This is a genomic window from Bradyrhizobium viridifuturi, assembly GCF_001238275.1.
GTDB classification, from domain to species: Bacteria; Pseudomonadota; Alphaproteobacteria; order Rhizobiales; family Xanthobacteraceae; genus Bradyrhizobium; species Bradyrhizobium viridifuturi.
Genome location: NZ_LGTB01000001.1, coordinates 88,626 through 111,312, shown reverse-complemented (window position 1 = coordinate 111,312; position 22,687 = coordinate 88,626). Strand labels below are relative to the sequence as shown.

Sequence of the window (22,687 nt, the reverse complement as noted above, 5' to 3'; positions counted from 1 at the left end):
TACCGTCGCGGTCCAGTCACATTCCCTGCCTACCGCGGTCGACCCGAGGCATGAATCGTGCCTGTAGGGAATAACCATGAACACGGACGACGCTGGCGCAGTCATGTCGCGCGGCCTAGTCTCGCGCTGGCAGGAGATTTGTCGTGTTGGATAGCTGGATGGGCCGCGGCCACAAGAGCTCCGACGGCCCCGACAAGGTCGGACTGGGAACGGTTCGCCGGCCGGTGATCGGGCTTGCGCTCGGCGGCGGCGCCGCGCGCGGCTTCGCCCATATCGGCATCATCAAGACCCTGCTTGCCCATGGCATCGTCCCCAACGTCGTGGTCGGCACCTCGATCGGATCCGTGGTCGGCGGCGCCTATGCGGCCGGCCATATCGACACGCTGGAGCAATGGGCCCGCAGCCTGCAGCCGCGCAGCGTGCTGGGCTACCTCGACATCCGCCTCAACGGCTCGGGCCTGATCGGCGGCTCCAAGCTTGCCGCCGAGATCGAAGGCGCGCTCGGCCAGGTCATGATCGAGGACCTCGCGGTCAAGTTCGCCAGCGTCGCGACCGAAGTCCGCACCGGGCACGAGATTTGGCTGACCCAGGGCCGGGTCGTCGACGCCATGCGGGCCTCCTACGCCCTGCCCGGCATCTTCGCGCCGGTGCTGATCGGCGACCGCTGGCTGGTTGACGGCGCGCTGGTCAACCCGGTGCCGGTCTCCGCCGCCCGCGCGCTCGGCGCCGAGATCGTGATTGCGGCCAACCTCTCCAGCGACGTGTTCGCGCACTCGACCACGATCTACAATCACGGGCCGTCGGCCGCGCCCGAGGTGACGGTCGCGGTGACCGCCGACGCCGAAATCGAGCCGGATCCCCCGAAGCGCAGGTTTGGCCGCTTCTTCTCCGCCGAACGCACCGTGAAGCGGGAGTTTTTCGGCAGCGCCAGCCGGCCCGGCATCTCGAGCGTCATGGTCGACGCCTTCAACATCATGCAGGACCGCATCACCCGTGCGCGGCTTGCCGGCGACCCGCCGGACATGCTGATCTCGCCGCGGGTCGGCCAGATCGGCTGGTTCGACTTCCACCGCGCCGACGACCTGATCGCACACGGCATCCGCGCGGCCGAACGCGCCATCGGGGCGATCGAGGAAGCCATCGAGATCCTGGTGCCGCCGTCGACCGGCGGGGGCACCACCGGAAAATAGCGCTCAGGCGGTCTTGATGTAGTCGCGCAGCGCTTCCTGCTCGCGCTCATATTCCTGCACGCGGCTCTTGACGATGTCGCCGATCGAGATCAGCCCGACCACCTTGCCGTCCTCGACGACGGGCAGATGGCGGAATTTTCCGGTCGTCATCATTTCCATCAGCGCGCTGACCGTATCGGACTGCCGGCAGCTCACGACCTTTTTGGTCATGACCGCGCTCACCGGCTCGTCCAGCGCGCCCGCGCCGCGCTCCGAGAGCACGCGGACGATGTCGCGCTCCGACAGGATGCCTTCCATCCGGCCCTGCTCCATCACCAGCACCGCGCCGATCTTGCGCTCGCCGAGCAGCTTCACCGCAGCCGAGAGCTTCGCGCCGGGCGCGACGCTCATGACCTGATGGCCCTTTGCATCGAGAATGGAACGTACCGTCATTGTCGCCTCCCTGAATCCGTCCGCGCCTCGCTTGAGCGGGGCCGCGCCTGTTCGCCAGAGTCTTCAATCAACAGTTCCGCGCCGATTTCGGTTCCGGGGCGCGGTCAGTAGCTGGGCTCGATTTGCCGGCCCGCTTTGTTTCTGCGTCGCAAAGATGATGGAGGAATTCGAACCGAGCCGCAAGCGGGGATCAGATGCGGCTCGACTGATCCGCCGATGACGCATCTGCAGCATCGTCTCGCGCGCGCGGGATCGGATCGAACAGCGAGAACAGCAACAGTCCGGCGAGGAAGCCGCCGATGTGAGCCTGCCAGGCGACACTCGCCTCCTCGCCGCCGAGCGACAGCGAGGTGGCGCCGAACAGGATATTGACGCCGAACCAGATCGCCAGGAAGGCGAGCACCCGTCCGTTGCGCAGCGCCCGCCACAGCGACAGCGCGGGCACCTTGGCGGCCGCATCGGCATCGCCGCGGCTGAACGACAGGAAGCTGCCCTTGACGAAAGCGAAGCGGATCGCCGCCGCCATCGTTCCCGACACCGAGGCCGATGCGCCGATCATCGGCGCGATCGCGTGCTCATGGGTCAACAGATGCGCGAGCGCACCGGCGGCCGCCGTCACCGCCATGAAGACGAAGAAGCGCACCGCGCCGAAGCGCCGCGCCAGCGCGCTGCCGAACGGCAACAGCCACAGCACGTTGAAGCCGATATGGGTGAGGTTGGCGTGCAGCAGCGAATAGGTGACGAAGGTCCAGACCTTGGCGCCCTCTCCGCCCGGGAAGGTGATGTCGAGCAGCGTCGAATCGTAGCGCTTCGGGATGAAGCCGAAGACGTCGACGGTCCAGTTCTCCATCTCCGGCGGCAGCAGCACCCGCAGATGGATCACCGCGATCAGGAGGATGTAGGCGGTGAGCGCCGGCGGCAAGGTCAGGATCGGCTCGCGCGGCGCCTCCGGCGGCGGGGCGAGCGGGGATTCGGGATGGGAGTCCAAGGGGTCGGCGACCTCAAAAGCGGCTGTGAATCAGAGATAGGCGGCTTTCACACCCCTGTGCAAGTGCACAATCCCGTAATCGGACACCGGGTGTCGCGCGGCGCCGCAATCGAGGCAAAAGAAAAGGGAGGGCGCTGAGAACACCCTCCCTGATCGGCTGGTCTTCTCGTGCCCCAGAGGGATCGGGAGAACATCCCCACCCCTCCCCGCACGGTGACCAAACTGTTTGACGCCGCCTGTGTACCAACCACGCCGGCGCTTGGGGCAGCCGGCGAACGGGAACGCACGGACCCTACGTGCAGGTTCCGCCGGCGCCAAGGACATAGTTAAATTTACGTTAACAACACAAAGCTGCCGATAAGCCGCCCAAACCGCGGCCGCGGCATGGACGCTGCACAGGCTTCCCTGCACAACAGAGAAGGGAAGGCTCCTGAGCAAAACCGGGACAGATGTGTCCCGCCGAGACAGGCGCCGGGCAAGGTTCTTTAGATGAAACACAGCTCCAGCCGCGAATTCTTCGCCTATTGGAACGCGAAGCGCGGCACCGCACGTGCCCCCGACCGGAGTGAGTTCGAACCGTCCGCGGTGCGTGAGCTGCTGTCCGACATCTTCGTGCTGGCCTACGACGGCGAGACCCGTTTCCCCTTCCGCGTCGCCGGCACCCGCACCTCCGCCCTGCTCGGCTGCGACCTCAAGAACCAGAGTTTTTCGGCCCTGTTCACCGACGAGAGCCGCGGCGAGATCGAGGACATCATCACCTGCGTCGTCGAAGAGACCCTGCCGGCCATCGCCGGCATCACCGCGACGACCGAGACCGGGTCCAAGGCGCATCTGGAATTGCTGCTGCTGCCCTTCACCGCCCGCGTCCACATGCCGGCGAGCCTGACCGGCCTGCTCGCCCCGTTCGAGGACGACGTCACCCGGCTGCACGGTCTGGTGCTGACCTCGTGGCGTTACCTGCATCCCCAGGAGCGCTTCGTGCCGCGGACCCTGCGCAAGCTCGCGATCGCGCGCGGCCTGATGGTTTATGAGGGGCTGCGCTAGCCCCTGACGCCTGTCTGGCGACGGGATAGCGGGCACCGGTCGCTTGCACCGCGGGCCCTGGAACTCTATTAGCTGGTTCGCCGCCACGGCGGGGGCAACCCGCTTATTGCAGCTGCGGCCGGGCTGGGCATGTTTCGAAATTCGATCAGGCAGAAGATCGTCGGCATTGCCGCGGGACTGATCGTCCTCGCGGTGATCACCTCGCTGCTGTCCATGGTGATGGCGGGCCAGGTCGGCCATCTCCTGGACGAGCTCACCAACCGCTACATCCCCGCCTACGGCCATCTCGCCCGCGTCAACATCCGCGCGCTGGAGCGCTCGCTCGCGATGCGCCGGATGATGATGGCGAAGATGCAGGCGCCCGGCGAAGACGCCGGCTACGAAAACGCGCGCAAGGCCTTCAACGAGATCGAGCCCCTGATCAAGCGCGAGGCCGATGCGGCGCGCGCGCTGATCGATGCGATCATCGCCGATCCCTCGACGCCGTCGGACAATGCCGCGCTCGGGCGTCTCGATGACCGCATCGACAATGCCGTCAATGACCTCCTGATGCGCCTGAACGCGGAGAACAAGGCGCTGCTCGAGCAGATCGACGCCAAGGATTTTGCCGCCGCGCGCCAGACCACGCTCCGCGCCGACGCCCTGCGCGACGACTTCAACACCAGGGTCGAAAGCATCCGCGCCGATATGCTGGCTCAAGTCTCTTCGGCCGCCGCGAAGGTCATGAGTGCCCAGCAGCGGGCGATCATCATCTCCGGCGTCGTGACCGCGATTGCCGCGATCCTCGGCTTCGTGTTCGCGATGCTGGTTGGCAGCGGCATCACGCGGCCCGTGATGCGCCTCCTCGAGGGCACCCGCGAGGTCGAGGCGGGCCGCCTCGACGGCGCCATCGCCATCACGACCCAGGACGAGATCGGCCAGCTCTCAGCCGCCTTCAACCGCATGATCGAGACGCTGCGCCACAACCAGCGGATCCGCGAGACCTTTGGCCGCTACATCAACCCGCGGATCGCCGAGGGCCTGCTCGAGCAACCGGCAATCGCCGCCACGGAAGGACAGCGCCGTGTCATGACGGTGATGTTCTGCGACATGAAGGGTTTTACGCGCCTGAGCGAAGGCGTGACGCCGAGCGGCCTCGTCAAGATCATGAACCTCTATCTGTCGACGATGTCGGCACCGGTCCATGCCCATCGCGGCATCATCGACAAATATATCGGCGACGCCATCATGGCCTATTGGGGCGCCCCCTTCGTCGAGGAGGCCGAGCAGACCCACCTCGCCGCACTTGCCGCCATCGACATGGTCGGCCAGGTCGACAAGCTGCGCAAGGATCTGCCCGAGCTGCTCGGCGTGCGCACGATCCCGGCCGACTGCGATATCAGGATCGGGATCGCCACCGGCGAAGCGCTGGTCGGCAGCATCGGCTCCGAGTTTATGATGAGCTACACCGTGCTCGGCGACACCGTGAACCTCGCCTCGCGGCTGGAAGGCGCCAACAAGTTCTACGGCAGCCGCAGCCTGATCTCGGAGGCGACCGCCGCGGCCTGTGCCGCCACCATCGAGCTGCGCGAGATCGACCGGCTCGTCGCGGTTGGCCAGACCCAGCCGGTCGCCGTGTTCGAGATCATCGGCAAGAAGGACGAGCTGACGCCGGCGCAGACCGAGCTGCGGCAGCACTATGCGGATGGTCTCGCCGCCTATCGCGAGCGCCGCTGGGACGATGCCGAGCAGGCTTTCGCTGCGGCGCTGGCTGCCGCGCCGGGCGACGGACCGTCGATCGCGATGAAGGCGCGCGTCGCGACGTTCAGGCAAAATCCACCGGCGGCGGATTGGGACGGCGCCTGGCACCTGGAGTCCAAGTAGCGGCCCACTCCACCGGGGAGCGCCGGCCGTTGGCGTCACATCGCGCCGTCGCCTATCCTGCACACAACCATGCACGAGACCATCATGCCCGAACTGATCAATCTCGGCGCCTTGCAACTGAAATTCCTGCAGAGCAAGGAGACCACCGGCGGGAGCGTCGACCTGTTCGAGATGACGCTGCAGCCGAACGCGCGGATGCCGATCCCGCATTATCACGAGAGCTGGGACGAGACCATCTACGGGCTATCGGGCGTTTCGACCTGGCGGGTCGACGGCAAGGACATCGACCTCGGCGCCGGCGACACGGTGTTCATCAAGCGCGGCATCGTGCACGGCTTCATCAACCGCTCGAACGATCCCGCGAGCTGTCTCTGCATGCTGAGCCCCGGCGTACTCGGCCCGCTATACTTCAAGGAGATGGCAGCGCTGCTGACTGGCGGCGCGCCTGATCCGGCGAAGATGAAGGAAACCATGCTGCGCTACGGCTTGGTGCCCGTGGCGCCTTGAGGCGATCCCGACGGGTTCAGGACTGGCACGCGCATTCACAACTGAGCCTCGATCGTTCTCGGTGAAGCCTGCCGTTGATGTCGAGATCGAGAAATCTTCTCTTCGGCGAACAGTCGAACGCCAGCCGGCTCGTCACTGCGCGTCAGATTCTAACACCGATGTTAGTTTCGGCTCCGCCGTCCGATCGCACGCGCAAGCGCTACGTCCGGAAGCGACAGTGCGATTGCCGCATCGACAGATATTTTTCAGAACGGACGGAATGTCTCCTGCGATTGGGAGTTGATGCTTCAGACCAATGACGGTCCACATCGAATCGGGAGGTGCGCATGATCAAGTCACAGACGAAGCTCGCAATGCTTGCGGCAGTTCTGACGGCGCCGATCATTCTGTTCCCGCAGCAGACCGCCCGCGCTGCCGGCGGCGGCGGTGGCGGCGGAGGAGGAGCCGGCAGCGGCGAGCTCTACGGGTCGAGCTACAGCACGCCCGCGCCGGCCTATCCCCAGGAGAAGGACAGAAAGACCACGCACAGGGTCAAGAAGCCGGCCAAGCAATCCAGCTTCGACGATCCGGCATTCCGCGACGGTTACCGCGCGGCCTATGCAACAATCTACGAGCGTAACGACTACACCGCCGCCATCGAGCAGTTGCACGCGCTCGGCCGTGACGATCAGCCCAACGTCGCCAATCTGATCGGCTACTCATACCGCAAGCTCGGCGACTACAAGCAGTCGCAGGTCTGGTACGAGCGTGCGCTGAAGGCCGATCCGAACCACGTGCTGACGTGGAACTACTACGGCTTGTGGCAGATCGAACAGGGCAACCGCGATGCCGCCCAGTATCATCTGAGCCGGATCGCCGAAATCTGCGGCACGTCTTGCGACGAATATCGCTCGCTGGCGGCCGCGCTCGAGAAGCCACCAGGGACAAGCCTCGTCTATTGAACGAGCTGGTCGCCCGCATGCGCGACAGCGATGTGCGGGAAAGCGCGGCCCCCGAGTCGCTCGCACTCATCCGGGGCTGCGCGCGTGTCCGTTTTTGCGGGAATTTCGCCATTCCGATCCGAGTGCGCACCAACTAGTTTCCGCGCCGTGCGACGGAAGCGGATACGAGATCGATCATCATGACCTGGCGGCTTCTCGCGTGGAGCGGCATTGCCGTCGCCGTGCTGGTTCTAATTGTTGGCGGGGTCTGGCTCTTCACTCTGCCCGCCGCATCGGTCTTCAAACTTCAGCCGCCGATCACGCAACAGGAACAAGACGCCACGCTCGCGGCGCTCAAGCCGAAGCGCACCCGCCCGTTGATCGCGATCATCGGCATCAACGACATGACCGAGACCACCGACTATCTGATGCCATACGGCATCCTCAAGCGTGCCGATATCGCCGATGTCGTCACGCTGGCGACGGGCCCCGGTCCGGTCACACTGTTTCCGGTGCTGAAGGTCGAGCCTGATGCCACGATTGCCGCGTTCGATGCTGCGCACCCCGACGGAGCCGACTACGTCATCGTGCCCGCGATGAGCCGCGACGACGACCCTGTCGTCATGCAATGGATCAGGCGCCAGGCCGAGCGAGGCGCCGTGATCGTCGGCATATGCGCCGGCGGCAAGGTCGTGGCCTCGACCGGCCTGCTCGACGGCAAGCGCGCAACCACGCATTGGTTCTACCTGAAGCACTGGCGCGACAATCATCCCGATATCCGATACGTCGCCGACCGCCGTATCGTGGTCGACCGTGGCGTGGCGACCACGACGGGGATTTCGGCGTCGATGCCGATGTCGCTCACCCTGATCGAGGCGATCGCCGGCCGCGCCAGGGCCGAGGCCGTCGCCCACGAGATCGGCCTGCCCGGCTGGGACGCGCGCCATGACAGCGACGCCTTCAGGTTCACTCGCCCCTTCGCGCTGACCGCGATCCGGAACACGCTGGCGTTCTGGAACCACGAGCAGCTTGGTCTGGCGCTCATGCCCGGTGTCGACGAGGTCTCGCTGGCGCTGGTCGCGGACGCCTGGTCGCGAACCTTGCGCTCGAATGCTGCGACTTTCGCCGCGAATGGCGACGCCGTGACGACCCGAAACGGTCTGCGCATCTATCCGCAAGCGGTGGCAACCGGCTGGCCCGCGGACCGCCTGCTCCCCGCGCTCGGAGCGGTATCGCCCGCGCAGGCGCTCGACCAGGCTCTCGCCGGGATCGAGACGCGCTACGGCCGAGCGACGGCCGACTTCGTCGCCATGCAGCTGGAATACCCCCGGGCTCAGGCCGCGCCGTGAGGCGCGGTGCACCGGAGAACCAATTCGACATCCCGCCCCAATTGTCATCTGTTTGTCATGAATAGTGCCGACACGTCAGCGCCAGCACAGTTCGGGGACACGCATGGACTATTTCAAACGCTTCAACTTCCTGTTCGCCGCGCCGGTTTTCGAGGCCGACGACCTCGAGGGCATCCGCTTCAACCAGATCATCACCGAGATCGAGCGCTCCGGCTTCGAGGTGGTCCGCGCCCGCAAGCTGGAAGATGCCGAGATCGCGGTGCAGACCGATGCCGCGATCGGCTGCATGGTGGTCGACTGGGGCAAGAAGGGACTCGAGGGCAAGACCGCCGCGCTGATCAACCTGATGCGCCGCCGCGGCCTCGACTTCCCGATCATCCTCTTGATCCGCCGCAAGCGGTTCGAGGACCTGCCGGTCGAGGTGCTCGACTTCATCGACGGCTACGTCTTCTTGTCCGAGGAGACCCCGCCCTTCATCGCCAAGAATTTGATCTCCAGGCTCAAGCAATATGCCGAGAACCTGAAGACGCCGTTCTTCGGCGCGCTGGTCGACTACGCCGAGGAAGGCAACCAGCTCTGGACCTGCCCGGGCCACAATGGCGGCGTGTTCTACAGCCGCAGCCCGATCGGCCGGGTGTTCGTCGAGCATCTCGGCGAAGCCGTGTTCCGCGACGACCTCGACAATTCCGTGCTCGACCTCGGCGACCTCCTCACCCATGAGGGGCCGGCGCTGAAGGCGCAGAAGGAAGCCGCGCGGATCTTCGGCGCCGAGAAGACCTATTTCGTGCTCAACGGCACCTCGACCTCGAACAAGGTCGCGCTCGGCTCGCTGGTCACCGACGGCGACCTCGTGCTGTTCGACCGCAACAACCACAAGGCCGCCCATCACGGCGCGCTCTTGATCGGCGGCGGCATCCCGGTCTACGTGCCGACCGTGCGCAACGCCTGGGGCCTGATCGGCCCGATGCGCTGGGACCTGCTCGACGAAGGCACGCTGCGCGACCACATCCGCAAGCACCCGCTGGTCAAGGACGAGAACGCCTGGAAGAAGGAGCGCCCGTTCCGCGTCGCGGTGATCGAGCAGTGCACCTATGATGGCACCATCCACTCGGCCGAGATGATCCTGAAGCGGATCGGCCATCTCTGCGACTACATCCTGTTCGACGAGGCCTGGGCCGGCTTCATGAAATTCCACCCGATCTATGCCGGGCGGTTCGCGATGGGGCTCGCCAATCTCGGCCCCGAGGCGCCCGGCATCATCGCCACCCAATCGACCCACAAGCAGCTCGCGAGCTTCTCGCAGGCCTCGCAGATCCACATCCGCGACCGCCACATCAAGGGCCAGAAGCGCCGGGTCGAGCACCGCCGCTTCAACGAAAGCTTCATGCAACACGCCTCGACCTCGCCGTTCTATCCGATCTTCGCCTCGCTCGACGTCGGCGCGCAGATGATGAAGGGCCGCTCCGGCGAGGTGCTGTGGGACGACACGATCCGGCTCGGCATCGAGCTGCGCAAGAAGATCCGCGCGGTGAAGCGCGAGTTCGAGGAGAAGGAGACGCGCGCCGAGCGGCGCTGGTTCTTCGAGCCGTTCGTGCCGGATCGCGTGATGATCCCGGACGTCGCGCGCGAGAACGGCGTGCACAATGTCGCCTGGGAGACCATCTCGACCGACCAGCTTGCGACCACGCCGTCCTACTGGCAGCTCAGTCCGGGCGAGGCCTGGCACGGCTTCCCCGAGCTGACCGCGGGCTTTGCCATGACCGACCCGAACAAGCTCACCTTGCTGACGCCGGGCTTCGACCACGCCACCGGCGCCTATACCGATCATGGCATCCCCGCTCCGGTCGTGGCGCAATATCTGCGCGAGAACCAGATCGTCGCCGAGAAGAACGACCTCAACTCCCTGCTCTTCCTGCTGACGCCGGGCGTCGAGGCCAGCAAGGCCGGTACGCTGGTCTCCGGGCTCGTCGCCTTCAAGAAACTGCACGACGACAACGCGCTGATCGAGGACGTCATCCCCGAATTCTTCCGCCGCCGCCCGCAACGCTACAGCGGGGTGCGGCTGCGCGACCTCTGCGGCGACATGCACCGCTTCTTCCGCGACGGCGGCGTCAGCACGCTGCAGGCCAGGCAGTTCCTGCCCGAACATCTGCCGGAGATCGCGATGTCGCCGCGCCAGGCCGCGCAATACCTGATCCGCAACGACGTCGACTATCTGCCGATCGACCAGATCTTCGGCCGCGTCGCCGCGACACCGTTCGTGGTCTACCCGCCCGGCATCGCCACCATCGTGCCGGGCGAGCGGCTGTCGGAACGAAGCAAGCCGATGATCGATTATCTCAAGATGTTCGAGGCGAGCTTCAACGCGTTCCCGGGCTTCGAGGTCGAGGTGCAGGGCATCTACAAGGAGATCGACGAGGCCGGCCGGGTCCGCTTCTACACCTATGTCGTGTCCGAATAGGCCGGCGGACGCAGCACAATGGAGAATGATCACAAGATCACCGTCCGCGCCTCGCGCGACAGCGACGTCGACGCGATGCTGTCGATCTACCGCCATCACATCCGCCACGGCATCGAGGAGAGCGTCGACGACTCCGGCACGCCCGAGCCGGACGATCTGCGCGACCGCCGCAAGAACCTGCGCAGCACCCGCCTGCCGCACCTCGTCGCGGTGTGCGACGGCGAGGTGGTGGGCTATGCCTATGTGGTCCAGTTCCGCAAGCGCCCGGCCTATCGCTACACGGTGAAGCACTCGATCTACATTCACCACCGTTTCACCGGCAAGGGCGTCGGCGGCAAGCTGCTGCAGGAATTGGTCGACACCTGCGCCGCGGCCGGCTTTCGCCAGATGATCGGTTACATCGACAGCGACAACGCCGCTTCGCTCGCGTTGCACGATCGCTTCGGCTTTGCCCGCGTCGGGCATTTACCGGGTGTCGCCTACCGCTACGGCCGCTGGTCCGACACCGTGATGGTGCAGCGCTCACTCGCCGCCGGCGCCACCGCCCCGCCCCCGCCCGCACCGCTGTCACGGCGGTGATGGGCCCGGCTCCTTCCATTCGTCGTCCTGGCGAAAGCCAGGACCCATAACCACCGCATTCAGTCTAGATGGGATAGCGGGCCCCAGCTTCGCGCAACAATTAAGATTTGGGGTAATGAGTCCTGGCCTTCGCCAGCGACGGTGAGGACGGATCTCGACTCAAAACGTCAAACACGCGGTGTCATCACCCGCGAAAGCGGGTGATCCAGTATTCCAGAGACGGCAGTGCTTGAGCCGAGAGGCCGCGGCGTACTGGATCGCCCGGTCAAGCCGGGCGATGACAGGTGTGGATGGGGCTCTAACCATCCGACAGGCTGACGAATAACCGGCAGCAAGTTGCCGGCAGCCTGCGCCCTACTCCAGCGTGAAGCCGACCCGCAGCGTCACCTGATAGTGCGCGACCTTGCCGCCTTCGATATGGCCCCGCGTCTGCACCACCTCGAACCATTTCATTTCCCGGATCGTCTTCGACGCGCGGCTGACGGCGTTCTCGATCGCCGCCTCGATGCTCTTGTCCGATGATCCGACCAGTTCGAGGATCTTGTAGACGTGGTCCTTGTCGTGCGTCGTGGGCATGTCGACCTCCTCTGTGGATGCGCAATCCGGACAGTTTGCAGTCTAATCCGGACAGTCCGTCGTCTGCTACCGGCCGCCGTCGATCCAATGCTGCGCGGCAACACGCCGGTTGATTTGAATCAACGTGTCGCGGCGCGTTTGGTGCCATCATGCATTTAGTGCCGCCTTACGCCTGCCCTTGTCCGTGCGCTCACCTATGGTAGCATGAAACGGTTCAGCATTCGGGAGCGATACGATGTCCACAGCGTCCAGCTCACCCGCCACACCTCCTCACAGCCTCGGATCCGGGCTTGCCAACCTTCGCGCGAAGTGGGGTTGGATCGTCGCCCTCGGCGTGATCTACCTGATCGCTGGCGTGCTTGCCTTCGGCAGCGTGTTCTTTGCCACCGTGGTCAGCGTGCTGTTCGTCGGCGCCATGATGATCGTCGCCGGCGTTGCCGAGATCATCAACGCCTTCCAGTTCAAGACGTGGGGCAAGTTCCTGTTCTGGCTGCTGCTCGGCGCACTCTATGTCGTCGCAGGCTTCATCACCTTCGAGAACCCGCTGCTCGCCGCGGCGACGCTGACGCTGTTCCTCGGCATCGCGCTGGTGGTCTCCGGCATCGTCCGCATCTTCCTGGCGTTCGGCATGAACTCGGCCGCGCCGTGGGGAATGGTCGCGATCTCCGGGCTGATCACGCTCGTGCTCGGTGCCATGATCCTGGCACGCTGGCCGGTGTCGAGCCTTTACGTGCTCGGCATCTTCCTCAGCGTCGACTTGATCTGCGCCGGCGTCAGCTGGATCAGCATGGGCATGGCTCTGAAGCAGCGCACCTGAGCGCGCCGGGCGCAGGCAAACCGGCCGGCGAAGCCTAAGTCGTCCACGGAAGGCGCGCCTTTTGGCGCCTTCACGTTGTCGTGTCCACATCGCCAAATCGCGGCTTCCCGCTCGAACCCACTTCCATCAGGCCCCGTCCAATATGGCGACCGGGCCATTCCGGTTTTGCCGAACCGAAGGATGGAATTTCCTATGTCGATGCGATCGAGATTATCGTCTGCGACGTTGTTTACCGTCGCGAGCACCACCGCGTTGGCGGCAGCCGCCGTGCTGGCCACCACCGTCGCCACGACGGCGCTGACGACCACGGCAGCCCATGCATTTCAGCCGCGTGTCGTTCCGCCCTGCAGTTTCTTCCTCTTCACGGAGGGATGCGGGCAGTCTGGTCCACAAGGCGATCCAGGTCGCGCGCGCAACCGCGACATCTCCCCGGCCTACATGAAACAGTCCGATCCGCGCTACAATCAAAGCCTGCTGAGCGCAGGCGGAGGTGGTGGCGGAGGAGGCGGTGGTGGCGGCGGCCGCTAGCATGATCCGCCGAAAACCTCGCGCGCGGAGAGATGGCGGGTTAGGCTTGCGCCAACCCGCCCTGCTCTGCTCCTTGCAACGCCTCAGGGCTGCGCGAGGTGCCAGGCGCCGTTGAGAAAGCCGTCGCCGGTGATGTCGCCGGCCTTCTGGTCCTTGGCGAAGGTATAAAGCGGCTTGCCCTTGTAGGCCCACTGCTTCGAGCCGTCGTCACGCGAGATAATGGTGTAGCCGCCTTCGGCCTTGTCGCCGGCGTCCGCCTTCAGCACCGGCCAGTTGGTCGCACAGGGTCCGTTGCAGGCCGACTTGCCGTCGGTGTCCTTGTCGAACGTGTAGAGCGTCATGCCCTTGGTATCGGTCAGGACGGAACCCTTCGCCGTGGTGCCGGTTTTGGTCGGCGGCGCCGCCAAGGCGGCGGACGCGAGTGCGAACGAAGCGGCGGTGGCGAGCGTGAGTGCGAGCTTTGTCTTCATGATGTCTCCCTTTCGAATGCAAACGACTTGCATGCGTAAGGACGCGCGAAGGCCTGCACTATTCCGCCGGCGGTGCGGAAACAATTTCCGGCCGAGCGGCTGAAGTGAGGGGAATAAAGCCGAGAGCGCGTGCCGATACCGGCAGCTACCGCCTGATCTCCTCGGCCGCGCGCACCAGCGGGCGGTCGGAAAGCTGGATCGGGCCGGAGAACGGCGTGCTCATTTCGAGGATCAGATAGATCGCGGCCGCGATCAGCGCAGCCGCGGCGACATAGGTCGAGACCACGACCGCGTTGCGCGGCGCGCGAAAGCCCAGCGTCGCGAACATCAGCGTCAGCCATCCGACCAGGATGCAGATCAGCGGCGACGGAAACGAACCGTCGGACTGCTCGACAAAGGTCCAGCGCTGCTGCACTGCCTGCCGATAGACCGACCGGGCCTCGTTCCACAGCGCGATCTTCTGCTCGTCGTTGAACTTCAGCTCGCGGAGACTGTTGCCGACCTCGTCGAGCAGATGTTCGGACACCTCGTTCGCGCGCGAGATCGGGGCATCCTTGAGTGCCTGCTCGACATAGGCGAGCAGGTGCTTGCGCGGTTCGTCGGCGCTGGGGCCAAGCGGCCGCAGGCTGCGGTCGAGCAGGATGAGGTCGGTGGCGAAGACATGCAGATTGCGGTCAACCGCCACATAGGTGTTGGCGGCATTGTTCATCATCAAGCCGAGCAGCAGCGACGGCATGGTGACGAACAGCGTCGCGACCAGGCGTACCGAGGTATTGGTCTCATCGCTGCGGTGATGATCCCGGAGCCGGCCATGGATCGCCATGGTCCCAAGCGCGGCGCCGCCGAGCAGCATGAAGATCAGGATGGCGACGACGACTGCAACCACGGCTTGCGGAGACCTGCGAGAGAATCAGGTGCGCAGGATAGCAAGGGGCGCGGTGCGGCGCATGTCCGGTTGACTAGCCTTCCCCACGCGCTATCCAGTCCGGAGCGGCTTTGGCGCGCTCCGGGAGGCGCGCAAGGGCGCCCAGAGGAGAACGACGTGCATATTGTCGACGACAGCGAGGTCAACCGCGTCCTGAGCTTTCCGGTCCTGATCGAGGCGATCGAGGCGGCGCACCGGCGGCCGAAGATTGCGGTTCATGACAGCTATCTCGGCGACGACAAGGGCCAGCAGCTGGTGACCCGCAGCGCGGTCGATGCCGGCCGCTTCATGATGACCAAGCTCTACACCAGCTTCCCGGGCAACCTCGCGCACGGCAAGCTGCCGGCGGTGCAGGCGGTCTGCGTGCTGTTCGACGGCAATGACGGCCGGCCGCTCGCGGTGATGGACGCCGCCGAGATCACCCACTGGAAGACTGCCGCGGATTCCGCGCTCGGCGCCAAGCACCTGGCGCGGCCGGATGCCCAGACGCTGCTGGTGGTCGGCGCCGGCGAGATGGCGCGCTGGCTGGTGCGCGGGCACCGCACGGTGCGGCCGTCGTTGAAGCAGGTGCGGGTCTGGAACCGGACCGTAGAGCGCGCGCAGGAACTCGCCACTCTGCTCGAAGCCGACGGCATCGCCGCCACGGCCGTCACCGACCTCGACGCCGCGACCCACGAGGCCGACATCATCACCACCTGCACCCGCTCGCGCGAGCCGCTGGTCAAGGGCGCGAACCTGAAGCCCGGCGCCCATCTCGATCTGGTCGGCGGCTTCACCCCCGACACCCGCGAGTCCGACGACGAGGCGGCGCGGCGCTCACGCATCTTCGTCGACCGCCGCGAATCCGCCTTCGACGGCGTCGGCGACATCCTGCAGCCGATCGCCAGCGGCGCGATCAAGGAGAGCGACGTGCTCGGCGACCACTACGACCTCGCCGGCGGCAAGGTGAAGGGCCGCTTGTCGGAAAGCGACATCACCTTCTTCAAGAACGCCGGCGGCGGGCACCTCGACCTGATGACCTGCGAGACGGTGCTTGCGCAGCTCGGGAAGGAGCTGCGCTGACCGCCCACGGTCGTGTGGCGCGTTGGCTCATCCGGTCGACGTACTTGCGCTAAGTCTCCCGCAACCAGACCTCGCCGATCGAATGATCGGAGCGCTTGCGCAGCACGACGTCGGCGCGGGTCCGCGTCGGCAGGATGTTCTCCCTGAGATTGGCGCGGTGATGCTCGCGCCACAGCCGCTCCGCGACCTCGCGCGCATCGCTCGGCGGCAGGTCCCGGTAATGGTGGAAATAGGATGCCGGGCTTCGGAACGCGGTCGGCTGCAGCCTCAGGAAGCGCTCGACATACCAGGACTGGATGTCGGCCTCGTCGGCATCGAGATAGATCGAGAAGTCGAAGAAATCCGAGACCACCACCGGCGCCGTGCCGCGCGCCAGCAGCACGTTGAGGCCCTCGAACACCAAGATGTCCGGCTGCGCGATGACCTGCCGTTCCGACGGAACGATATCGCCGATCAAATGCGAGTACACAGGCAGCTCCAGCTCGCTCTCACCCGCCTTGGCCGCTGCGAGAAAGCGCAGCATCCGCGGCAGATCGTAGCTGTCCGGAAAGCCCTTGCGCCGCATCAGGCCGCGCTCTTCCAGAACGGCATTGGCGTGCAGGAAGCCGTCGGTCGTCACCAGCTCGACGCGTGGATGATCAGCCCAGCCGGCCAGCAGCGCGCACAGCACACGCGCAAAGGTGCTCTTGCCGACGCCGACGCTGCCTGCCAATGCGACGATGTAGGGCGAGCGGCGCGCCGGCCGGCCGAGGAACTCCGCCTTGACCTGCGCGAGATTGCGCGCCGCCGAGAAATGCAGGTTCAACAGCCGCGTGAGCGGCAGATAGACGTCGCTGACTTCGACCGATGTGATCGGCCCGTTCAGGCCGCGCAGCGCCGCGAGGTCAGCGTCCGACAGCGTCAGCGAGGTGCTCGCGCGCAACGCGGCCCAGTCACTACGCCCGAAGATCATGTAGGCGGACAGCTCGTCGGGCTGGGTCATCCTCATCCGTCACGGTAAGCTGATGTATCCGATCAAATCTTGCCGAGGCGGAGCCAGGAACGTCAATGGTCATTACCCAGACAGGAATCGCAGGGCGGGTTAGCGCAGCCTAACCCGCCCGACGCTCCCTACTCCGCGGCCTGCTGTGTCGGCGCATCGAGCGCCGCCGACACCTTCGGCGGCGACATCGGCAGGCTGTAGAAGCGCTTGCCGAGCGCGTTGTGCACGGCGTTGGCGACCGCGGCCATGACAGGCACCAGCGGCACCTCGCCGACGCCCTTGACGCCCTGCGGGTGCTTTGGGTTCGGCACCTCGACCAGCGCGCAGTCGAGCATCGGAAGGTCGGAGCAGACCGGCATGCGATAATCGAGGAAGCCCGGATTATCGACCTTGCCGTCCTTGTTGTAGATGTACTCCTCGTTCAGCGCCCAGCCGATGCCCTGCGCGACGCCGCCCTGCAGCTGGCCCTCGACATAGCTCGGATGCACGGCGCGGCCGACATCCTGCACGGCGGTGTAGCGGATCACCCTGACGATGCCGAGATCGACATCGACCTCGACGTCGCAGATATGCGTGCCGAAGCCGCCCTCTGCTCCTTGCGTGTTGAGCTGCACGCTGGCGCCGATCGGGCCGCCCTGCGACGGCGCCTTCTCGGCGAGGTCGGCAAGCGTTAACGGCTCGAACTGGCCGGCGTTTGGACTGACCGGATGCGCGGCGCCGTTCTCCCACTTCACGGCCTCAGGGTCGATCTCCCAGAGCTTCGCCGCGCGCTCGCGCAAGGTTGCGATCACCTTGTCGGCGGCCTGCGTCACCACCATCGAGGAGGCGAACAGCACGCGGCTGCCGCCGGTCAGGTTGGAGAAGCCGACCGTCTGGGTATCGCCGATGATGACGGAGACGCGCTTGTAGTCGATGCCGAGCAGCTCGGCGCAGATGTTGGCGATGCCGGCGCGCGAGCCGCCGATATCGGGATGCCCCGTCGTGACGACGACATTGCCGTCCTCGGTGATGTTGACCTGCGCGGAGGATTCACCGCCGGCGTTGAACCAGAAGCCCGAGGCGACGCCCCTGCCCTGAAGCTTGCCGAGCGGCGCCGCATAATGCGGATGGTTCTTGGCGGCTTCCAGCGTCTCGATGTAACCGATGCGCGGGAATACCGGGCCGTGCGCGGCCTTGGTGCCCTCCTTGGCGGCGTTCTTCAGCCGCAGCGCCAGCGGATCCATCTTCAGTGCCTCGGCGAGCTCGTCGAGCACGCATTCCACCGCATAGGCGCCGATCGGCGCACCGGGCGCGCGATAGGCCGCGACCTTGGAGCGGTTGGAGCAGACGTCGAAGCCTTCCGACAGCACATGCGGAATGTCATAGGGCGCGAAGCTGCACCCGACCGCACCGCGGATCGGCGAGCCCGGGAAGGCTCCGGCCTGCAGATAGAAGCTGCCATGCGCGGCGACGATGGTGCCGTCCTTCTTCGCGCCGATCTTCACCGTGCTCTTCGAGCCCGAGGTCGGCCCTGTCGCGCGCATCACCTCCTCGCGCGTCATCACCATCTTCACCGGACGGCCGGATTTCTTGGCGAGCAAGGTCGCAAGCGGTTCGAGATAGACGATGGTCTTGCCGCCGAAGCCGCCGCCGATCTCGGCGGGGATGGCGCGGATGTCGCTCTGCGGGATTCCCGTCAGCATCGACGTCATCGCGCGCACCATGAACTGGCCCTGGCTCGACGACCAGATCGTGGTCTTGCCGTCGGCCGCGACCGAGATCAGGCAGGCATGCGGCTCGATATAGCCCTGGTGCACCGGGCGCGTGGTGAAGGAGCGCTCGATCACGATCTCGGCGTCCTTGAATCCCTGCGCGATGTCGCCCTTCTTCGATTCGATGCGGCCCATGATGTTCGAGGGCTTGCCGTCGAATTTGTTGAACTCGTGCAGGATCGGCGCGCCGTCCTTGAGCGCGTCGTCGATCTCGATCGCCCAGGGCAGCACCTCGTAGTCGACCTCGATCAGCTTGCAGGCTTCAGCCGCGATCTCCTCTGATGTCGCGGCGACGGCGGCGACAGGGTGGCCGGGGAACAGCGCCTTGTCGCGCGCCATCACGTTGCGGCACATCCAGCGCATGTCCTGGATGCCGAGCATCACGGCGCCCTTCTCGATCGTGAAGTCGACGATGTCACGCGAGGTGACCACTGCCTTGACGCCGGGCAGCGCCTCGGCCTTGGCGGTATTGATCGCCTTGATGCGGGCATGTGGATGCGGGCTGCGCAGCACCTTGCCCCAGATCATGCCGGGCATCGTGGTGTCGGCGGCAAACGCCGCGCGGCCGGTGACCTTGTCGACGCCATCGGGCCGGATGGTACGCTGGCCGATCCATTTGTTATTGACGACGTTCATCGCGCAGTCTCCCGCATTTCAGCCGCGGTCTCCATCACCGCGCGGACGATCTTGTCGTAACCGGTGCACCGGCAGAGATTGCCGGCGAGCCAGAAGCGGACTTCCTCTTCGGTCGGATTGGAATTCTTGGCGAGCAGCGCCTCGGACGCGACCAGCATGCCCGAGGTGCAGATGCCGCACTGGAGCGCGGCGTGCTCGAGGAACTTCTGCTGCAACGGATGCAGTTCGCCGCCCCTGGCCATGCCCTCGATGGTCCGGATCTCGTGGCCTTCGGCCTCGGCCGCGAGCATCAGGCAGGAGCAGACGAGACGGCCATCGAGCGTGATCGAGCAGGCGCCGCAATCGCCGGACGAGCAGCCTTCCTTGGAGCCGGTGAGCCCCAATTGCCCGCGCAGCGCATCGAGCATGGTCTCATACGGCTCGCACAGGAATTCGACCGGCTCGCCGTTGACCGAGGTGGTGACGTGCAGTTTCGCCATGATGCTAATGTCCTCCCGCGCGCTGGGCGGCGATCGCGGCGGTGCGCTTGAGCAGCACGCCGGCAGTCTTGGTGCGATATGCGATGGTGCCGCGCTTGTCGTCGATCGGACGGCAGGCGGCGCGGCAGGCGGCGGCGGCTGCTTCCAGCGCGGCATCGTCGAGCTTCGAGCCGACAAGTGCTTGCGCGGCGGGTGCGACCAACAGCGCGGTCGGCGCCACCGCGCCGAGGCCGACACGGGCCGCGGTGCAGACGCCGTCCTTTAACGTCAGGCTGACGCCGATGCCGACCACCGCGATGTCCATCTCGGTGCGCGGGATCATCCGCAGATACGCATCGCTCGAGCCTTTGGGCCGCGGCGGCAACGCGAAGCCGACCAGGATCTCGCCCGGCTTGAGGTTGGTCCGTCCCGGTCCGGCCGGCACGTCCTCGACCTTGATCTCGCGGCGGCCGTTCGGGCCCTGCACGGTGACCACGGCACCCGCCGCGATCATCGCCGGCACGCTGTCGCCGGCCGGCGAGCCGTTGCAGAGATTGCCGCCGGCAGAGGCACGGCCCTGCACCTGCTTGGAGCCGATCAGGTTCACGGCCTCGAGCACGCCCGGCCACACCTTGCCGAAGCGCGGGTGCTCGGCGAGCTCCATGCCGGAGACGGCGGCACCGACGCGGAAACCGCCGTCGGCGGTCTCGGTGATTTCGGTCATCTCGCCGATCTTCTTGATGTCGACGATCAATCCCGGCCGCACCAGGCCGGAGCGCATTTGCACCAATAAGTCGGTGCCCCCAGCCATAATGCGGGCGGCACTCCCGGCGGCAGCAAATGCGCCAATCGCTTCATCAAGCGTGCGCGGTGCTACGTATCGGATATCGGTCATGACGGTTCTTCCGGTCTCCCTCAGCTGCTTGTTCGCGCTGCTTGTTCCCTTTGCGGGATATGGCCTTATTGCTGGCCGGCAGGACCCCAAGCCTACACGGCGGATCAGGGTCCGAACAGCCTGCGAGGTGCGGCAGGAAGCGCAGGCTCCTATGCAGGATGCGGACTTGTGCGGTGACGGCACAACGCGCGGTGCGGCCGCGGTCACCGAATGTTCACCCGACCGATCCAGGAAACCCGGCGCCCGGCTGGCGGCCCGGCTCTTGCTTGCCTTCAACAACGGATTGGTGAAGCATGCCGGTCGCTGTGGCATCCGTGCCCGCGCAACGACAAATCGGGAGATGGTGAATGGCGGATGTTTCGCGCAGAACACTCCTCAAGCTCGCGGCCAGCGTGCCGCCCGCGATCGCGGCCCCGGCGATCCTGTCATCGCGCGCCGTCGCCGCGGCCAAGGGCAAGACCATCACCGCAGTGATGCATTCGGACCTGCGCATCATCGATCCCGGTTTCACCACCGCCTACATCACCCGCGACCATGGCTACATGGTCTACGACACGCTGCTCGGCATCGATTCAAGCTTCAAGGTCCGGCCGCAGATGGCGGAGTGGACGATCTCGGACGACAAGCTGACCTACACCTTCACGCTGCGCGACGGCCTGAAATGGCATGACGGCGCGCCCGTCACCGCCGAGGACTGCATCGCCTCGCTGAAACGCTGGACCGCCGTCGACGGCATGGCGCAGAAGCTTGCCGAATTCACGGCTTCCCTCGAGGCGAGCGGGCCGAAGACCATCGTGCTCAAGCTCAAGGAGCCCTATGGCCTGGTGCTGGAGTCGCTCGCAAAGCCGTCGTCCTACGTCGCGTTCATGATGCCGAAGCGGCTCGCCGAGACGCCGCCCGGCAAGCAGATCGCCGAACAGATCGGCTGCGGGCCGTTCAAATTCGTGGCCGGAGAATTCCAGCCGGGTGTGAAGGCGGTCTATGAGCGCAACGCCGACTACGTGCCCCGCAAGGAAAAGCCGGATTGGCTGGCGGGCGGCAAGGTCGCGAAGGTCGATCGCATCGAATGGGTGACGATGCCGGACGCCCAGACCGCGATCAACGCGCTGCAATCCGGCGAGATCGATTTCCTGGAACAGCCGTCGGTCGACCTGCTGCAGGTGCTCGAGGCCAATTCCGACCTCACCGTAGCCGTGCTGAACAAGTTCGGCTTCCAGATCGAGGGCCGGATGAACTTCCTGCACCCGCCATTCGACAATCCCAAGATCCGCCGTGCGGCGTTCCTGGCGATGAACCAGAAGGACGTGCTCGACGCCACCGTCGGCAATACGAAATTCTACGAGATATGCGGCTCCTATTTCGCCTGCGGCACGCCGCTCGCCAGCGACGTCGGCGCGGAGACGCTGATCAAGGGCAACGGCATGGCCGAGGCCAAGAAGGCGCTCGCCGCCTCGGGCTATGACGGCACGCCGGTGGTGATCATGATCCCCGGCGACGTGCAGACGCTGAAGGGGCCGCCGACAGTCGCGGCGCAGCTGTTGCGCGCGGCCGGCTTCACCGTCGACGCGCAGGTGACGGACTGGCAGACCGTGGTGAGCCGCCGCGCCAGCCAGAAGCCGCCAAAGGAAGGCGGCTGGAACCTGTTCTTCACCTTCACCGGCGCCACCGAGGTGATGAACCCGATCGTCAACAACCAGATCGCCGCAAACGGCAAGAAAGCCTGGTTCGGCTGGCCCGAAGACGCCAAGCTCGAGCAGATGCGCGACGCCTACGCGCGCGCCACCTCGCCCGAAGAGCAGAAGAAGTTCGCCGTCGAGATCCAGAAGGAAGCCTACGAGCAGGTGATCTACATTCCGCTCGGCCAGTTCCGTTTGCCGAGTGCCTGGCGCAAATCACTCACCGGCGTGCTCGAAGGCCCGGCACCGCCGGTGTTCTGGAACGTCGACAAGACCGAATAAGATCGGCGGCGCGATCGACGCGCCACCGATCAACTTTGGGCCAGCCGAAGCACATGCAGCCGGGCGCTGCAAAAATATCGAAAACAACCCCATGCAAAGGAGCCGGCCGCTGCCGACGTTCGACAAGGCAGCTTGACACGTCGGGCAACTCAGGGATACATTTCCAATATTCCGAAATCACACTCCCGCTCACCGACGGTTGCACCAGCGCCGTCCGCGCCGCCGAGCGGACGTCGGACCTTGTGATAGCTCCCCTTGCCTCCTGATACCCAGAACGGACCTTCTGGCGGCATCGG

The 22,687-nt window shown here is 65.7% G+C and carries 21 protein-coding genes; 12 read left to right on the top strand and 9 right to left on the bottom strand.

Features of this window, described 5'->3' with window-relative positions:
• Window positions 1–143: 143 nt before the first annotated feature.
• Window positions 144–1,190 (top strand): patatin-like phospholipase family protein, encoded by a 1,047-nt coding sequence (locus ALC15_RS00525; RefSeq protein WP_050625603.1) that lies wholly within the window; start codon window positions 144–146, stop codon window positions 1,188–1,190.
• Between the two features lie 3 nt (window positions 1,191–1,193).
• On the opposite strand, the gene ALC15_RS00520 is transcribed toward ALC15_RS00525, so the two are convergent.
• Both ALC15_RS00520 and ALC15_RS00515 read right to left on the bottom strand, forming a co-directional pair.
• Window positions 1,194–1,622 carry a CBS domain-containing protein gene (locus ALC15_RS00520; protein ID WP_050625602.1) on the bottom strand — a complete coding sequence of 143 codons (429 nt, stop codon included), beginning with the start codon at window positions 1,620–1,622 and terminating at the stop codon, window positions 1,194–1,196.
• A gap of 190 nt (window positions 1,623–1,812) precedes the next feature.
• The gene (locus tag ALC15_RS00515) at window positions 1,813–2,610 is read right to left on the bottom strand and encodes a rhomboid family intramembrane serine protease (RefSeq protein WP_050625601.1); all 798 of its coding nucleotides are present in this window, start codon (window positions 2,608–2,610) and stop codon (window positions 1,813–1,815) included.
• 489 nt (window positions 2,611–3,099) lie between these two features.
• Here ALC15_RS00515 and ALC15_RS00510 point away from each other — a divergent pair, with 489 nt between their 5' ends.
• The 7 genes from ALC15_RS00510 to ALC15_RS00480 all read left to right on the top strand — a co-directional run bounded on the left by ALC15_RS00510 (window position 3,100) and on the right by ALC15_RS00480 (window position 11,333).
• A complete protein-coding gene (locus ALC15_RS00510; protein ID WP_050625600.1) occupies window positions 3,100–3,654 on the top strand; it encodes a PAS domain-containing protein in 555 nt (184 codons plus the stop codon).
• A 129-nt stretch (window positions 3,655–3,783) separates the two neighbouring features.
• Entirely contained in the window at window positions 3,784–5,517 is a 1,734-nt protein-coding gene (locus ALC15_RS00505) for an adenylate/guanylate cyclase domain-containing protein (protein WP_050625599.1), read from the top strand.
• 84 nt (window positions 5,518–5,601) lie between these two features.
• Complete coding sequence (locus ALC15_RS00500; protein ID WP_050625821.1) at window positions 5,602–6,024, top strand: cupin domain-containing protein; 423 nt, start codon at window positions 5,602–5,604, stop codon at window positions 6,022–6,024.
• Window positions 6,025–6,350: 326 nt separating this feature from the next.
• A complete protein-coding gene (locus tag ALC15_RS00495) occupies window positions 6,351–6,965 on the top strand; it encodes a tetratricopeptide repeat protein (RefSeq protein ID WP_050625598.1) in 615 nt (204 codons plus the stop codon).
• Between the two features lie 179 nt (window positions 6,966–7,144).
• Window positions 7,145–8,293 (top strand): DJ-1/PfpI family protein, encoded by a 1,149-nt coding sequence (locus tag ALC15_RS00490; RefSeq protein WP_050625597.1) that lies wholly within the window; start codon window positions 7,145–7,147, stop codon window positions 8,291–8,293.
• Window positions 8,294–8,396: 103 nt separating this feature from the next.
• A complete protein-coding gene (locus ALC15_RS00485; RefSeq protein ID WP_050625596.1) occupies window positions 8,397–10,754 on the top strand; it encodes an Orn/Lys/Arg family decarboxylase in 2,358 nt (785 codons plus the stop codon).
• Between the two features lie 18 nt (window positions 10,755–10,772).
• A complete protein-coding gene (locus ALC15_RS00480) occupies window positions 10,773–11,333 on the top strand; it encodes a GNAT family N-acetyltransferase (protein WP_050625595.1) in 561 nt (186 codons plus the stop codon).
• Between the two features lie 354 nt (window positions 11,334–11,687).
• Here the strand turns inward: ALC15_RS00480 and ALC15_RS00475 are convergent, their stop codons facing one another.
• Window positions 11,688–11,909: a dodecin gene (locus tag ALC15_RS00475; RefSeq protein ID WP_021077690.1), complete on the bottom strand. Its 222-nt coding sequence runs from the start codon at window positions 11,907–11,909 to the stop codon at window positions 11,688–11,690.
• A 235-nt stretch (window positions 11,910–12,144) separates the two neighbouring features.
• Between ALC15_RS00475 and ALC15_RS00470 the strand changes: the two genes are divergently transcribed.
• Both ALC15_RS00470 and ALC15_RS00465 read left to right on the top strand, forming a co-directional pair.
• Window positions 12,145–12,726, top strand: coding sequence for an HdeD family acid-resistance protein (locus ALC15_RS00470; protein WP_050625594.1), 582 nt, complete (start codon window positions 12,145–12,147; stop codon window positions 12,724–12,726).
• Between the two features lie 192 nt (window positions 12,727–12,918).
• Window positions 12,919–13,254 carry a hypothetical protein gene (locus tag ALC15_RS00465; RefSeq protein WP_244485857.1) on the top strand — a complete coding sequence of 112 codons (336 nt, stop codon included), beginning with the start codon at window positions 12,919–12,921 and terminating at the stop codon, window positions 13,252–13,254.
• Between the two features lie 83 nt (window positions 13,255–13,337).
• Here the strand turns inward: ALC15_RS00465 and ALC15_RS00460 are convergent, their stop codons facing one another.
• On the bottom strand, window positions 13,338–13,724 hold the full coding sequence (locus tag ALC15_RS00460; protein WP_050625593.1) for a COG4315 family predicted lipoprotein: 387 nt from the start codon (window positions 13,722–13,724) through the stop codon (window positions 13,338–13,340).
• Window positions 13,725–13,869: 145 nt separating this feature from the next.
• Window positions 13,870–14,610 carry a bestrophin-like domain gene (locus ALC15_RS00455; protein WP_050625592.1) on the bottom strand — a complete coding sequence of 247 codons (741 nt, stop codon included), beginning with the start codon at window positions 14,608–14,610 and terminating at the stop codon, window positions 13,870–13,872.
• Window positions 14,611–14,766: 156 nt separating this feature from the next.
• Here ALC15_RS00455 and ALC15_RS00450 point away from each other — a divergent pair, with 156 nt between their 5' ends.
• The gene (locus ALC15_RS00450; RefSeq protein ID WP_050625591.1) at window positions 14,767–15,711 is read left to right on the top strand and encodes an ornithine cyclodeaminase family protein; all 945 of its coding nucleotides are present in this window, start codon (window positions 14,767–14,769) and stop codon (window positions 15,709–15,711) included.
• Window positions 15,712–15,760: 49 nt separating this feature from the next.
• Here ALC15_RS00450 and coaA read toward each other — a convergent pair whose 3' ends face one another.
• The 4 genes from coaA to ALC15_RS00430 all read right to left on the bottom strand — a co-directional run bounded on the left by coaA (window position 15,761) and on the right by ALC15_RS00430 (window position 20,424).
• Complete coding sequence (coaA, locus tag ALC15_RS00445) at window positions 15,761–16,699, bottom strand: type I pantothenate kinase (protein WP_050625590.1); 939 nt, start codon at window positions 16,697–16,699, stop codon at window positions 15,761–15,763.
• 122 nt (window positions 16,700–16,821) lie between these two features.
• Window positions 16,822–19,080: a xanthine dehydrogenase family protein molybdopterin-binding subunit gene (locus ALC15_RS00440; protein WP_050625589.1), complete on the bottom strand. Its 2,259-nt coding sequence runs from the start codon at window positions 19,078–19,080 to the stop codon at window positions 16,822–16,824.
• Window positions 19,077–19,559, bottom strand: a complete 483-nt coding sequence (locus tag ALC15_RS00435) for a (2Fe-2S)-binding protein (RefSeq protein WP_050625588.1) — start codon at window positions 19,557–19,559, stop codon at window positions 19,077–19,079. The genes ALC15_RS00440 and ALC15_RS00435 overlap by 4 nt, the downstream gene beginning before the upstream one ends.
• A 4-nt stretch (window positions 19,560–19,563) precedes the next feature.
• Window positions 19,564–20,424, bottom strand: coding sequence for an FAD binding domain-containing protein (locus ALC15_RS00430; RefSeq protein ID WP_050625819.1), 861 nt, complete (start codon window positions 20,422–20,424; stop codon window positions 19,564–19,566).
• 356 nt (window positions 20,425–20,780) lie between these two features.
• Here ALC15_RS00430 and ALC15_RS00425 point away from each other — a divergent pair, with 356 nt between their 5' ends.
• Window positions 20,781–22,391 (top strand): ABC transporter substrate-binding protein, encoded by a 1,611-nt coding sequence (locus ALC15_RS00425; protein WP_050625587.1) that lies wholly within the window; start codon window positions 20,781–20,783, stop codon window positions 22,389–22,391.
• Window positions 22,392–22,687: the final 296 nt, after the last annotated feature.